Raw genomic sequence first — 12,585 nt, 5'->3', positions numbered from 1 at the left:
CGCGAATGGGCCTACGGTCGGGCCTACGAGAACTCAGAGCAGCGCCGCCAGGCCTTGCCGGCCTGGACTCACTTCTACAACTGGCACCGCCCCCACCACGGCATCAACCTGGTGTCACCCGTGTCTCGGCTCCCGATTCCTCGAAAGAACCTGTTGACACTTCACAGCTAGATCAAGCGCCCGTCGTCGCCCAGCGCCTGGTCCAGGCGCACCATCAGCTGCGCCAGCCGCACGTCGTCGGCGAGGCCGGGGCCCGCGGGAACCGTCGGGTCGCCGTTGACGAACGCGGGCGCGGCCTGGACGGCTTGCGACGCATTGCGCTCGGCATCGAAGGCGAGGTTCAGCGCGGCGAGCACCGCGATGCGGTCGCGTGCCTTGACCTTGCCGGCATCGCGGATGCGGCACATGGCGGTGTCGACCTTTTCCACGGCTTCGAGCAGGCGCTGCTCGCCGCCTTCCGGGCACCCGAGCAGGTAGCTCTGGCCCATGATCTGCACTTCCAGCTGCTTCATGCGGGGGTGTTGAGGTCGGGCAGCCGTTCGAGCAGGGCGTCCACCCGCGAACGGGCGGCGGACAGGCGGGACTTGAGCGAGTCGCGCTCCTGCGTGAGCAGCTCCACCTGCTGCGCGAGCAGCGCGTTGGTGCGCTGCAGCTCCTCGTAGCGAACGAGCAGACGCTCGACGCGTTCGACGAGGGGGTCGAGATTGGAGCCACTGGCCATGCGCGAATTGTAGGGATTTGTGAAAGCGGCAGGCCGTAGAATTCGCGCGTTGGTGCCCGCGGTGTGGTTCACATGCCGCAGTTCAACGGGAAGCAGGGAGCCCTGCGCGCACGCGCGCCAAGGCCAACCTGCGCTGCCCCCGCAACGGTAAGCGGAGGTGCGGCGCGCCGCAGGCGCAGCGTCCTTGGGGACGGTGCGCTTGCGGCGCGATGCGCCACGTCCATCATGCACAGCCACTGGGGCCGCCTGAAACAGCGGCCCTGGGAAGGCGATGGAACGTCCTTCCGCCAGCCCGGATACCGGCCAACAGGGTGGACCGCGCGCGCGGAGCGTGCGGGCCGTGATCGCCCAGTGCGCCGGCGGGGAAGCCGGATCGGGCCTCTTGCAAGACAAGCATCCATGACGACGACCGTGCAATCCCTGCGCGCGCGCGCCTGCCTCCTGGCTGGCATCGCATCCCTTTCGACCTTTCCGATCGCAGCCCAGACGCTGTCCGAGACCCGCGTCACCGCGACGCGCTTCTCCGAGCCGGCCGCCAGCCTGCCGCTCGGGGTGAGCGTGATCACCGCCGACCAGATCCGCGCCGCCGGCGCGACCACGGTCAACGACGCCATCGTGCGGCTGCTGGGCGTGCCCGGCCGCCTGGACCTCGCCAACGGAAACGACACGAGCATCGACCTGCGCGGCTTCGGCGCCACCGCCGACGCCAACCAGGTGGTGATCGTCGACGGCCTGCGCCTGAGCGAGGGCGACCTCGCGGCGCCGCGCCTTGCCGGCATCCCGATCGAGTCGATCGAGCGCATCGAGGTCCTGCGCGGCAGCGGCGCGGTGCTGTACGGCGAAGGCGCCACCGGCGGCGTCATCGTCATCACCACCAAGGCGGGGGCGGGCAAGCAGCGCGCGAGCGGCGGCACCGTGTACGCCGGGGCCGGCAGCGACAAGCTGCGCGAGCTGCGCGCCAGCGGCACCGTCGCGACGGGCAACGGCTTCGCGCTGGACGCCGACGTGCAAAAGCGCAAGAGCGACGGCTTCCGGCAGAACTCCGCCTCCGACCAGGAAGCGGGTTCGGTCACCGGCCAGTGGTCCGGCGACTGGCTGCGGCTGGGCGCCCGCATCGCCCGCGACGATCTCGACGCGCGCCTGCCGGGCTCGCTGACGCCGGCGCAGTACGCGGCCGACCCTTCGCAGTCGGCCCCACGCTTCCGCAACGACCATGGCAGCATCCGCAACGACCGCGCCTCGGCCTTCGCGCAGGCAGACGTCGGCAACTGGCAGCTCGCCTTCGACGCCGGCCAGCGGGACAAGGAAGTGCGCAGCGAGTTCGCCGGCGTGCAGGCCGACTACGACGTGAAGGCGCACAACTACTCCCTGCGCGGACGCCACCAGGCCAGGTTCGGCGAGCTCACCAACATCCTGGTGCTGGGCGTGGACCGCAACGACTGGGAGCGCACCAACAACAGCTTCGCCGCCGACACCTTCTCGGACGCGCATGCCTTCTTCGCCAAGGACGACGTGGTGTTCGCCACCGGCACGCGGCTGTCCCTGGGCGCGCGCACGGAGAGCATCCACAAGGACGGCGGCGGCGTGGTGCTGGACGACCGGCAGACCGCCTGGGAGCTGGGCCTGAGCCATCCGATCGCCACCGACTGGACGGCCTGGTTCCGCACCGGCCACAGCTACCGCCTGCCCAATGCCGACGAGTTCTCCTTCATGCGGCCGGACGAGCCCTTGCGGCCGCAGCAGTCGAACGACACGGAGGTGGGCGCGCGCTGGACCTACGGGGCAGGGCGGCTCGAGGCGCGCCTGTACCACAGCGCCCTGAAGGACGAGATCGGCTTCGATCCCAACGCGCCGCGCACGTTCTTCGGCGCCAACGTGAACTTCGATCCCACGCTGCGCGAAGGACTGGAAGTGGACTGGAACCACGCGATCACCGCGGCGCTGGCCGTGCAGGTCAACGCCGTCGCGCGGCGTTCCGTCTTCCGCTCCGGTCCGCACGAGGGCAAGGACGTGCCGCTGGTGCCGCGCCAGGCGCTGGCCGTGCGCGCGGACTGGGTGCCGCTGGCCGGCCACCGCATCAACACCGGCGTGAACTGGGTATCGTCGCAGTTCGTGGACTACCAGAACGCCTGCCGGATCCCTTCGTACGTGACGGCGGACGCGCGCTATGCCTGGCAGTTCCACCGCAACGCGGAGTTCGCGCTCGGTGTGACCAACCTGTTCGACCACCAGTACTTCACCCAGGCCTTCGGCTGCGTCGGCGGCCAGATCCTGGGCATCTACCCGGAGCCGGGGCGCCAGTTCACGGCCTCCTTGCGCCTGCAGTTCTAGGATCGCCCCATGATCGCCATCGCGCGCGGCCCGCAACGCATCGTCTGCCTCACGGAGGAGGCGACCGAATGGCTGTACCTGCTGGGCGAGGAGGCGCGCATCGTGGGCATCTCCGGCTACACGGTGCGCCCGCGGCGCGCGCGCGAGGAGAAGCCCAGGGTCAGTGCCTTCCTCAGCGCGAAGATCGACCGGATCCTGGCGCTGCGGCCGGACTGTGTGTTCGGCTTCTCCGACCTGCAGGCGGACATCGCGGCGGAACTGATACGGCGCGGGGTGCAGGTCACCATCTTCAACCAGCGCAGCGTGGAGGAGATCTTCGCCATGCTGTACCAGGTCGCCGCCATGGTGGGGCGCGCCGGGGACGGCCTGAAGCTGCTGGAAGGCATGCGCGCACGCCTGCTCGCGATCGACGCCGCGGGCCGGGCACTGCCGCGCCGGCCGCGCGTGTTCTTCGAGGAGTGGGACGAGCCGCACATCAGCGCGATCCGCTGGGTGTCCGAGCTGGTGGGCATCGCCGGCGGCGACGACGTCTTCCCCGAGCTCGCGCAGCAGGCGATGGGCAAGGACCGCATCGTGGCCGACGGCGCCGAGATCGTGCGCCGCAACCCCGACATCGTGATCGGCTCCTGGTGCGGCAAGAAGTTCCGCCCCGAAAAAGTCGCCGCGCGTCCGGGCTGGGAGCAGGTGAACGCGGTGCGCGACCACCAGCTCTTCGAAATCAAGTCCGCCGACATCCTGCAGCCCGGCCCCGCGGCCCTCACCGACGGCGTGGAGCAGCTGCACCGCATCATGCTCGCTTGGAGCCGCACCCATGCCTGACGGATGTTCCTCCCTCCCCCCCTGGGGGAGGGTCGGGGTAGGGGCTCTCCCCCCCTGCCGGAGGGCTGGGGTAGGGGCACTCCCCCGTTGGAGGGCCGGGCTGGGGGCTCTCTTCGCGCTCCTCCTGACCCTGCTGTCCATCCCCGCCCACGCCTTGACCGTCCAGGACGACCGCGGCGCCTCGGTGACGCTCGACCACCCACCCCAGCGCATCGTCTCGCTGCTGCCCTCCCTCACCGAATTCGTCTGCGTCCTCGGCGCCTGCGAGCGCCTGGTCGGCGTCGACGATTTCTCCAACCATCCGGCTTCGGTGCGCGGGCTGCCCCATGTCGGCGGCCTCGAGGACGCCCGCGTCGAAAGCATCGTCGGCCTGAAGCCGGACCTCGTGCTCGTCCCCACCTCTTCACGCGCGCTGGAGCGGCTGCAATCCCTGGGCCTGAAAGTCCTCGCGCTCGAGCCGCGCACCTTCGCCGACGTCCGGCGCGTCCTCGCGTTGCTCGGCCCGGTCCTCGCGGCCGGCGACGGCGCGCAAGCCTGGGCCCGCATCGAGCGCGAGCTCGCCGACGCCGCCCGCCAGCTGCCCGCCGCGCAGCGCGGCACCCGCGTCTACTTCGAGGTGAGCGCCGCGCCCTATGCGGCGTCCGAAGCCTCCTTCATCGGCGAGCTGCTCGCGCGCATGGGCGCCCGCAACATCGTGCCCGCGACGCTGGGCCCTTTTCCCAAGCTGAACCCCGAGTTCGTCGTGCGCGCCGACCCGGACGTGATCATGCTGGCCGAGGACGACGGACCGGCCCGCATCGCCAGCCGCCCCGGCTGGCAGCGCCTGCGCGCCGTGCGCGAGGGCCGCATCTGCCACTTCACGCGTGCCGAAGGCGACGTGCTGGTGCGCGCGGGCCCGCGCATGGCCGAAGGCGCGCAACTCATGGTGCGCTGCCTGCGCGGCACCCTGCGATCGGGGGCCGCACCGCGATGAACAGCAATCGCGCGCCAGCGCTGGTCGCGGCCTGGCTGCTCGCCGCCAGTGCCGGCCTGCTGGCCTTGGGCGTCGCCGTCGGCAGCATGGGCTGGGAGCCCCTGTTCGACGACACCGGTGCGGGGCTCACCATCCTGTGGGACATCCGCCTGCCGCGCAGCGTGGGTGCGTGGACGGCCGGTGCGCTGCTCGGGTTCGCGGGCGCCGTCGCACAAGGCCTGTTCCGCAATCCGCTGGCCGACCCCTACCTGCTGGGGAGCGCCACCGGCGCTGCATTCGGCGTGGCGGTGCTGCTCGTGCTGCTCGGCGCCTCGCCCGTCGCGGCGTCCACCTGGGGTGCGCGCATCGGCATGACCGGTGCGGCCTTCGTCGGTGCGCTGGTCGCGGTGGCCGTCACGCTGGCGCTCGCGCGCGGCGTGCAGCACACGACGCGGCTGCTGCTGGCGGGCGTGATCGTGGGCATGGTGTTCGGCGCCTTCGCGGCGTTGGCCATGTTCCTCGCGCCGGAACTGATGCGCACCATGCAGGCCTTCCTGCTCGGCACGACAGGCTTCCTCGGCTGGCCGGCCACCGTGGTGCTCGGGGTGGCGCTCGTGGTGAGTGCCATGCTCGGTACCGTCTTCAGCCGCGCGCTCGATGCCCTGGCGCTGGGCGAGACCACCGCGGCCAGCCTGGGCATCGCGCTCGGGCCGGTGCGCCTGCTGCTCGTGGCGGTGATGGCGCTCGCCACCGGTGCGGCGGTGGCGCACGTCGGACTCGTCGCCTTCATCGGCCTGATGGCGCCGCACCTGGTGCGCGCGCTGTGCAAGCCGACGCACCGCTGGCTGCTTCCGCTGTCGGGCCTGGCCGGCGGCGCACTGCTGCTGGCGGCCGACGTGCTGGCGCGCTGGCTGCTCGCGCCCCGGGAACTGCCCGTGGGCGTGCTCACCGCGGTGCTGGGCGGCGGGTATCTCCTGGTGCTGATGCAGGGGAGGGCGCGGTGAACGCGTTCGCCGCCACCGGCTTGCGGGTGTCGCTGGGCGACCGCCCCGTGCTGCATGGCATCGCCCTGACGCTGCCGGCCGGGCGCTGGACGGCCGTCGCCGGACCCAACGGCGCCGGCAAGACCACGCTGCTCAAGGCCCTCGCGCAGCTGCTGCCCACCGAAGGCGCGATCGAGCTGCTGGGACGTCCGGCGGCGGCGTGGTCGGCGCGCGAACGTGCCCGCCAGGTCGCGTGGCTCGGACAGGCCGAGGCCGGCGCCGAGGACCTGCTGGCCGGGGACGTCGTCATGCTGGGCCGCTTGCCCCACCAGGCGTGGCTGGGCGGCGCCGGCCCCGACGACGAGGCCGCGGTGCGCTCGGCGATGGAGGAGACCCAGAGCTGGCCCTGGCGCGGCCGGCCGCTCGGCAGCCTGTCGGGCGGCGAGCGCCAGCGGGTGCTGCTGGCCCGCGCGTTGGCTGTGCGCGCGCCCATCCTGCTGATGGACGAGCCGCTGTCGCACCTCGACCCGCCGCACCAGGCCGACTGGCTGGCCATCGTGCGGCGCCACGTCGAGCGCGGCGGCACCGCGGTCAGCGTGCTGCACGAGATCGGCCTGGCCCTGCAGGCCGACGACCTGCTCTTGCTGCGGGACGGCCGGGTGGCGCACCATGGCGCCTGCGCGGATGCGGCCACGCACCGCGCGGTGGAAGCGGTGTTCGACGAGCGCGTGCGCGTGCACCCCGTGGCGGGTCGGTGGGTGGCGCTGCCGCGCGAGGACGGGGAGTGAGCGCCGCACGCCGCCGGTGCCGGCAGAGGTTCACCGAATGACAGCGATGTGCGTCATGGTCCTGGGCACCCACAGCGGCGCCGGCAAGAGCTGGCTCGCGACGGCCTTGTGCCGCTTGTATGCGCGCCTGGGCCTGAAGGTCGCGCCGTTCAAGGCGCAGAACATGAGCAACAACGCGCGCGTCGTGCCGGCCGCGTTCGGGGCACTGGGCGAAATCGGCAGCGCGCAGTACTTCCAGGCGCTCGCCGCGCGCGCCTTGCCGGACGTGCGCATGAACCCGGTGCTGCTCAAGCCCGAGAGCGACACGCACAGCCAGGTCGTCGTCCTCGGACAGGTGGACGCGGCGCTCACGGCCATGCCCTGGCGCGAACGCAGCGCCGCGGTGTGGCCGCGCGTGCAGCAGGCGCTGGATGCGCTGCGCGCCGAGAACGACGTGGTCGTCATCGAAGGCGCGGGCTCGCCCGCGGAGATCAACCTGCGCGACAGCGACTACGTCAACCTGAAGGTGGCCTCGCACACGCAGGCGCGCTGCCTGCTGGTGAGCGACATCGACCGGGGCGGCGCCTTCGCCCACCTGTACGGCACCTGGGCGCTGCTCGCCGAGCCGGAACGCTCCTTGCTCCGCGGCTTCGTCCTGAACCGATTCCGTGGCGATCCGGCCTTGCTCGCGCCGGGGCCGCAGGAGCTGGAGCGCCTGACCGGCGTGCCGACGGTGGCCACGATCCCCATGGTGTGGCAGCACGGCCTGCCCGAGGAGGACGGCGTGTTCGAGGAGCGCGCCGGCGCGGGCGGCGACACGCGCCTGACGGTGGCGATCGTCGCCTGGCCGCGCATCAGCAACCTCGACGAGTTCCAGCCGCTGGCCAACGTGCCGGGCCTGCGCCTGCGCTGGGTGCGCACGCCCGCGGCCCTGGACGGCGCCGACTGGGTGATCCTGCCCGGGTCCAAGAACACCGGCGCCGACCTCGCATGGATGCGGGCGCAGGGGCTGGACAGCGCCGTGGCGCGCTTCGCGCAGCGGGGCGGCCGCGTGCTGGGCATCTGCGGCGGCCTGCAGGTGCTGGGCGAGGCGCTCATCGACCCGCAGGACATCGCCGGCAACGTGCCCGGCCTGGGCCTGCTGCCGCTGGTCACGCAGTTCCTGGCCACCAAGACGGTGCAGCGCACCAGCGTGGCCTTCGCGCCGCTGCAAGGTGCGTGGCAGGCGCTCTCGGGCCTGCGGGTGGAGGGCTACGAGATCCACACCGGGCAGACGGCGCAGCACGCGGGCATGTCCGCCGGCCGCGTCGCGCTCCCGGACGGCCTCGGCTGGCAGGACGCCGCGGGCAACGTGCTCGGTGTGTACCTGCACGGCCTGTTCGAGCAGCCGCAGGTGCTGCAGGCCTTGTTCGGTGCGTCCGTTCCCACGCTGGAAACCGTGTTCGAACGCCTGGCCGACATCGTGGAGGCGCAGTTCGCCACCGGTGTCCTGCCCTCGCTGATCGCGTGCTGACTGACTTCGATCAAGTTCCTAAGGGTTAAAACGTACCTCGGCGCGTTGCCGAAGACGCGAAGGCCGGGCCATACTCGCCGCAGCCGGGGCATGGGGCCGCGGCAGTCCTTGGGGGACTCGCAATGCCGATGTACAAGAAGATCCTGCTGGCCTACGACGGCTCGGACGCCGGCCAGAAAGCATTGCTCGACTGCCGCGACCTGGCGCAGTGGGGCCACGCCGAACTGCACCTGGTGGCCGTGATGCCCTCGGCCATGAGCTTCGTCGGCCTCGAGGGCGGCGTCTACGACGTCGAACTGGAGGAGCGCGAGAAGAAGAAGTACCGCGGCGTCCTCGACGACGGCCTGCGCCGGCTGCAGGAAGCCGGCTTCACTGCGCGCGGCGAAGTGGTCACCGGCGAGGCGATCGACGAGATCGTCAAGTACGCCAGGAAGATGGACGCGGACCTGATCATCGTCGGCCACAAGCACCTGGACAGCTGGGCCGCCCGCTGGTGGCGCGGCTCCATCTCGGGCGCCCTGATCGAGCACGCTCCCTGCAGCGTGCTAGTCGTCATCACCCACTAGCCCCCGGCCATGGCAAAGCCCTCCGGCCCTCCCCGGAGGCCCGATCCATCCCTCTCGATCGAGAAGTACCGGCAACGGGCGTCGCACTACGACCTGGAGCTGCTGCCCTTCGAGCCGGTGCGCGCCGAGGCGATCGCGCTGCTGGACGTCCACGCCGGTGACACCGTGCTGGACGTGGGCTGCGGCACCGGACTGAGCTTCCCGGCGCTCGTGCGCCGCGTGGGCGCGGCCGGCCGCGTCGTCGGCTTCGACCCCTCGCCCGACATGCTGGCGCTCGCGCGCGAGCGCATCCGCCAGCATGGCTGGAGCGGCATCGCGCTGCTGGAAGCGGGCGCCGCCGACGTGCCGCTGCAAGGCCAGGCGGACGCGGCGCTGTTCCACTTCACCCACGACGTCGTGCGCGACCCGCACGCGCTGGACCACGTGCTGGCGCACCTGAAGCCGGGGGCGAGCGTGGTGGCGGCGGGCCTGCAATGGGCGCCGCCCTGGATGCTGCCGTCCAACGTGTTCGTGCTCGGCGCCGCCCTCTACTCCGTCACCTGCATGGAGGGGCTGGCGCAGCCCTGGACCATGCTGGCCAAGCGGCTGCAGCACGTGCAGGTGCTCACCCGCGGCTTCGGGGGCATCTACATCGCCAGCGGCCGGGTGAAGGGCGGCCCGCCGGCCGGCCAGCGGCACTAGACGAACGTGCCCGGCTTTGGGGTAGTCTCCCGGGCCATGAGGATCGCCCCGCTGCTGCGCGCTTGCTGCGCGCCCGTCCTGGCCGTACTGCTGGCCGTGCTGCTGGCCGCGCCTGCCGCGCAGGCGGCGCCGGAGCGTCCGCGGCTGGTGGTGCTGTTCGTCGTCGACGGGCTGCCCCAGCGCCAGGTCACCGCCTACCGGGACCAGCTCGCCCCCGACGGCTTCGCCCGTTTCCTCGCGCGCGGCGCCTGGTTCGAGCAAGCCCATTACGGCTACGCGTACACGGTGACGGCCGCGGGGCACGCGACCATGCTCACCGGCGCGTATCCGCACCGCAGCGGCATCGTCGGCAACCAGTGGCTGGACCTGGCCACGGGGCAGCAGGTGTATTGCACCGGTGACACGGCCGCGCGCTACATCGGCCATGCCACCGAAGCGCTCGACGGCACCAGCCCGCGCAACCTGAAGGTGGAGACGCTGGGCGACGTGCTGCGCCAGCGGGACCCGCGCTCCAAGGTGCTCGCCGTGTCCGGCAAGGACCGCGGCGCGATCCTGCCCGCCGGCCACAAGGGCACGGCCTTCATGTACATGAGCGAGAGCGGCCAGTTCGCCTCCACCACCTACTACATGGGCGAGCATCCCGCGTGGGTGAATGCCTTCAACGGCGCGCGGCCGGCCGACCGCTACTTCCGCAGCGAATGGAAGCCGCTGCTGCCCGAGGAGGCCTATGCGCGCTCGCTGCCGGACGGGCAGCCCTGGTTCGGGCGGCCCGGGCGCCTGCCGATGAAGATGGGCGCGGACGCCGACGCGGCGCCGGGACCCAGGTTCTACGCCTCGCTGCTCGCCAGCCCCTTCGCCGACGCGCTGACCCTGGACTTCGCGCGCGCCGCCATCGCCGGCGAGCGCCTGGGTGCGGACGACGCGCCCGACATCCTGGCCATCAGCCTGTCCGGCCACGACTACGTCAACCACCAGTGGAGCGCGGAGTCGCGCCTGTCGCACGACCACTTCCTGCAACTCGACCGCCTGCTGCAGGCCTTCTTCGCGGACCTGGACCGCACGGTGGGGCGCGACCGCTACGTTGCCGTGCTCACCGCCGACCACGGCTTCATGCCGGCGCCGGAAGTGAGCCAGGCGCGCGGCCTCGCCGCAGGACGGCTTTCCGGCAGCCAGGTGGTCGCCGCGGTGAATGCGGCGCTCGAGCAGCGCTTCCAGGCGCCAAAGCTCGTGGTGGGCGCGTCGGCGTCGGCGCTGTTGCTGGACCGCAGGCAACTCGCCGCACGCGGCCTCGCGCTCGACACCGTGGCCGAGGCCGCCCGCGAGGCGCTGCTGGCGCAGCCGGCGATCGCCGCCGCGTACACGCGCCAGGAACTCGCCAGCGGCAGCCGCGCCGGCGCGCCGCTCTTCGACGGGATGCGCAAGACCTGGCACGCCGACGTGTCGGGCGACGTGCAGTACGCCTTGCAGCCGTACTGGATGTTCGGCAACGCGGGTACCACCCACGGCTCCCCCTACGAGTACGACACGCACGTGCCGCTGCTCGCGTGGGGCCCGCGCTGGGTCAAGGCCGGCCGGCGCGACGCCCGGGTGGAGATCGCCGACCTGGCACCGACGCTGGCCGCGATCCTGCGGGTGCCTCCGCCCGGCGGGAGCGAAGGGCGGCCGCTGCGCCTGGCGCCCTGACCGCCGGTCGCCGATCCATGAAAACTTCACACGCGCGCAACATGGGGCTTACCCCCGGGTTACGCGCACAGCGCACGCTAGGGAGTCTCGCCAAGTCGGCAGGAAAGAACCTACAGAGGGTCGCGCCGGGGGCTGTCGGATGGAAGAGCCATCGGAAGGCAACCTCAGCGCCTGCTGAACTTGCCCGTCATGTGACGGTACAAGAAGGACATCGATGCCCACACCTCCGCCGGCCGCACCGGCTGAACCTCCCGAGTATGTCGAGCCTGCCGAGGCGGCACCGCCGCCGCGCCGCAAGCTGAGCCGCCGTGCGTCCCTGATCGGCACCGTGATCGCGCTGCTGGTCGCGGCCGGCCTGGCCTGGCTGGCCTGGGACCTCACACGGCCCGACCAGCTGGCGGCGGCCGGAGCCGGCGGGCCCGGTGCCCGGGCGGGTGGCGGCGCAGGCGGTGGTGGTGGCGGTCGCGGTGGCGGAGGTCCCGGCGGCGGCGGCGGTGGCCGGGGCGCCGTGACGGTCGGCTTCGCCGTGGCCGAGGCCGCGACCATCCCCGTGAACCTCGATGCGCTGGGCACGGTGACGCCGCAGGCGACGGTGCGCGTGCGGCCGCAGGTCAGCGGCGTGCTCACCCAGGTGCTGTTCAAGGAAGGCCAGAGCGTCAAGCGCGGCCAGCTGCTGGCCACCATCGACCCGCGCTCCTACGAGATGGCCTTGCAGCAGGCCATAGGCGCGCGCATGCGCGACGAGGCGCAGCTCGCCGCCGCGCGCGTGACGCTCGATCGTTTCGAGACCCTGCTGAAGCAGGACTCCATCGCCCGGCAGGAAGTCGACACGCAGCGCGCCACGGTGCGCCAGCTGGAGGCCGCGGTGGTCTCGGACAAGGCGGTGGAAGGCACCGCGCGGCTGAACCTCTCGTACACCCGCGTGACCTCACCCATCGACGGCCGCGTGGGCCTGCGCAACGTCGACGTCGGCAACCAGGTGAGCAACAGCGACACCAACGGCATCGCCGTGGTCACCAAGATGACGCCCATCGACGTCGAGTTCGCCATCCCGCAGGACCATGCGGCCTGGTTGCAGCACAACGGCGGCGGCTTCATGGAGGTCAAGGCCTTCGACCGCACGCGCACCACGATGCTGGACACCGGCGTGTTCGCCTCCGTCGACAACCAGATCGACACCACGACGGGCACGGTCAAGGCCAAGGCCCGCTTCAACAACGCCCGGCTGCAGCTCTTTCCCAGCCAGTTCGTCAACGTGCAGCTGCAGGTGCGCACGATCGAGAACGCCGTGGTGGTGCCGGTGACGGCCGTGCGCCAGAGCGGCAGCGGCGAATACGTCTTCGTGCTGCAGCAGGACCGCACCGTCAAGCAGCGGCCCGTCGTGCGCGGCCAGCCCGTGGGCGAGCGCGTGCAGATCGTCAGCGGCCTGCAGCTGGGCGAGCGCGTGATCACCGAAGGCGCCGACCGCCTGCGCGACGGCGCGCGCGTGATGCTGCCGGGCGACACGCCGCCGGCAGGCGGGCAGGGCGGCCGCCGCCGGCGCGACGGCGCCTCGGCACCGGGCGCTGC

At 72.1% G+C, this 12,585-nt stretch carries 13 protein-coding genes and 1 riboswitch; of the genes, 11 read left to right on the top strand and 2 right to left on the bottom strand.

The window, feature by feature from the left end; genetic code table 11:
• Nucleotides 1-171: integrase core domain-containing protein (locus AC3EGR_RS25435; RefSeq protein WP_488549325.1), on the top strand; the 171-nt coding region annotated here is incomplete at its 5' end.
• On the opposite strand, the gene AC3EGR_RS25430 is transcribed toward AC3EGR_RS25435, so the two are convergent.
• Both AC3EGR_RS25430 and AC3EGR_RS25425 read right to left on the bottom strand, forming a co-directional pair.
• Nucleotides 168-512, bottom strand: coding sequence for a cell division protein ZapA (locus AC3EGR_RS25430; protein WP_488549324.1), 345 nt, complete (start codon nt 510-512; stop codon nt 168-170). The genes AC3EGR_RS25435 and AC3EGR_RS25430 overlap by 4 nt on opposite strands.
• Nucleotides 509-721, bottom strand: a complete 213-nt coding sequence (locus AC3EGR_RS25425; protein WP_187075956.1) for a cell division protein ZapB — start codon at nt 719-721, stop codon at nt 509-511. The genes AC3EGR_RS25430 and AC3EGR_RS25425 overlap by 4 nt, the downstream gene beginning before the upstream one ends.
• A gap of 34 nt (nt 722-755) precedes the next feature.
• Nucleotides 756-1,043, top strand: a riboswitch (cobalamin riboswitch).
• A 77-nt stretch (nt 1,044-1,120) separates the two neighbouring features.
• Between AC3EGR_RS25425 and AC3EGR_RS25420 the strand changes: the two genes are divergently transcribed.
• The 10 genes from AC3EGR_RS25420 to AC3EGR_RS25375 all read left to right on the top strand — a co-directional run.
• Complete coding sequence (locus AC3EGR_RS25420; protein ID WP_488549323.1) at nt 1,121-3,052, top strand: TonB-dependent receptor; 1,932 nt, start codon at nt 1,121-1,123, stop codon at nt 3,050-3,052.
• Nucleotides 3,053-3,061: 9 nt separating this feature from the next.
• A complete protein-coding gene (locus AC3EGR_RS25415) occupies nt 3,062-3,871 on the top strand; it encodes a cobalamin-binding protein (RefSeq protein ID WP_488549322.1) in 810 nt (269 codons plus the stop codon).
• Between the two features lie 154 nt (nt 3,872-4,025).
• Nucleotides 4,026-4,844 (top strand): ABC transporter substrate-binding protein, encoded by an 819-nt coding sequence (locus AC3EGR_RS25410; protein ID WP_488549321.1) that lies wholly within the window; start codon nt 4,026-4,028, stop codon nt 4,842-4,844.
• The gene (locus AC3EGR_RS25405) at nt 4,841-5,827 is read left to right on the top strand and encodes a FecCD family ABC transporter permease (protein ID WP_488549320.1); all 987 of its coding nucleotides are present in this window, start codon (nt 4,841-4,843) and stop codon (nt 5,825-5,827) included. The genes AC3EGR_RS25410 and AC3EGR_RS25405 overlap by 4 nt, the downstream gene beginning before the upstream one ends.
• The gene (locus tag AC3EGR_RS25400; RefSeq protein ID WP_488549319.1) at nt 5,824-6,594 is read left to right on the top strand and encodes an ABC transporter ATP-binding protein; all 771 of its coding nucleotides are present in this window, start codon (nt 5,824-5,826) and stop codon (nt 6,592-6,594) included. Before AC3EGR_RS25405 ends, AC3EGR_RS25400 begins: the two co-directional genes overlap by 4 nt.
• Nucleotides 6,595-6,631: 37 nt before the next feature.
• A complete protein-coding gene (locus AC3EGR_RS25395; RefSeq protein WP_488549318.1) occupies nt 6,632-8,086 on the top strand; it encodes a cobyric acid synthase in 1,455 nt (484 codons plus the stop codon).
• Nucleotides 8,087-8,214: 128 nt separating this feature from the next.
• Complete coding sequence (locus AC3EGR_RS25390; protein WP_488549317.1) at nt 8,215-8,652, top strand: universal stress protein; 438 nt, start codon at nt 8,215-8,217, stop codon at nt 8,650-8,652.
• Between the two features lie 9 nt (nt 8,653-8,661).
• Complete coding sequence (locus tag AC3EGR_RS25385) at nt 8,662-9,333, top strand: class I SAM-dependent methyltransferase (protein ID WP_488549316.1); 672 nt, start codon at nt 8,662-8,664, stop codon at nt 9,331-9,333.
• A 36-nt stretch (nt 9,334-9,369) separates the two neighbouring features.
• Nucleotides 9,370-11,016: an alkaline phosphatase family protein gene (locus tag AC3EGR_RS25380; RefSeq protein ID WP_488549315.1), complete on the top strand. Its 1,647-nt coding sequence runs from the start codon at nt 9,370-9,372 to the stop codon at nt 11,014-11,016.
• A gap of 214 nt (nt 11,017-11,230) precedes the next feature.
• Nucleotides 11,231-12,585: efflux RND transporter periplasmic adaptor subunit (locus AC3EGR_RS25375; protein ID WP_488549314.1), on the top strand; the 1,355-nt coding region annotated here is incomplete at its 3' end.

It is taken from the genome of Ramlibacter sp. G4-7 (assembly GCF_057784995.1).
This window is presented reverse-complemented; position numbering and strand designations above follow the sequence as displayed.

Excerpts from the sequence above, each read along its gene's own strand:
- AC3EGR_RS25420 (WP_488549323.1), top strand. The coding sequence starts at position 1,121 with ATGACGACGACCGTGCAATCCCTGCGCGCGCGCGCCTGCCTCCTGGCT.
- AC3EGR_RS25395 (WP_488549318.1), top strand. The coding sequence starts at position 6,632 with ATGACAGCGATGTGCGTCATGGTCCTGGGCACCCACAGCGGCGCCGGC.
- AC3EGR_RS25390 (WP_488549317.1), top strand. The coding sequence starts at position 8,215 with ATGTACAAGAAGATCCTGCTGGCCTACGACGGCTCGGACGCCGGCCAG.
- AC3EGR_RS25380 (WP_488549315.1), top strand. The coding sequence starts at position 9,370 with ATGAGGATCGCCCCGCTGCTGCGCGCTTGCTGCGCGCCCGTCCTGGCC.
- AC3EGR_RS25415 (WP_488549322.1), top strand. The coding sequence starts at position 3,062 with ATGATCGCCATCGCGCGCGGCCCGCAACGCATCGTCTGCCTCACGGAG.
- AC3EGR_RS25425 (WP_187075956.1), bottom strand. The coding sequence starts at position 721 with ATGGCCAGTGGCTCCAATCTCGACCCCCTCGTCGAACGCGTCGAGCGT.
- AC3EGR_RS25430 (WP_488549324.1), bottom strand. The coding sequence starts at position 512 with ATGAAGCAGCTGGAAGTGCAGATCATGGGCCAGAGCTACCTGCTCGGG.
- AC3EGR_RS25405 (WP_488549320.1), top strand. The coding sequence starts at position 4,841 with ATGAACAGCAATCGCGCGCCAGCGCTGGTCGCGGCCTGGCTGCTCGCC.
- AC3EGR_RS25385 (WP_488549316.1), top strand. The coding sequence starts at position 8,662 with ATGGCAAAGCCCTCCGGCCCTCCCCGGAGGCCCGATCCATCCCTCTCG.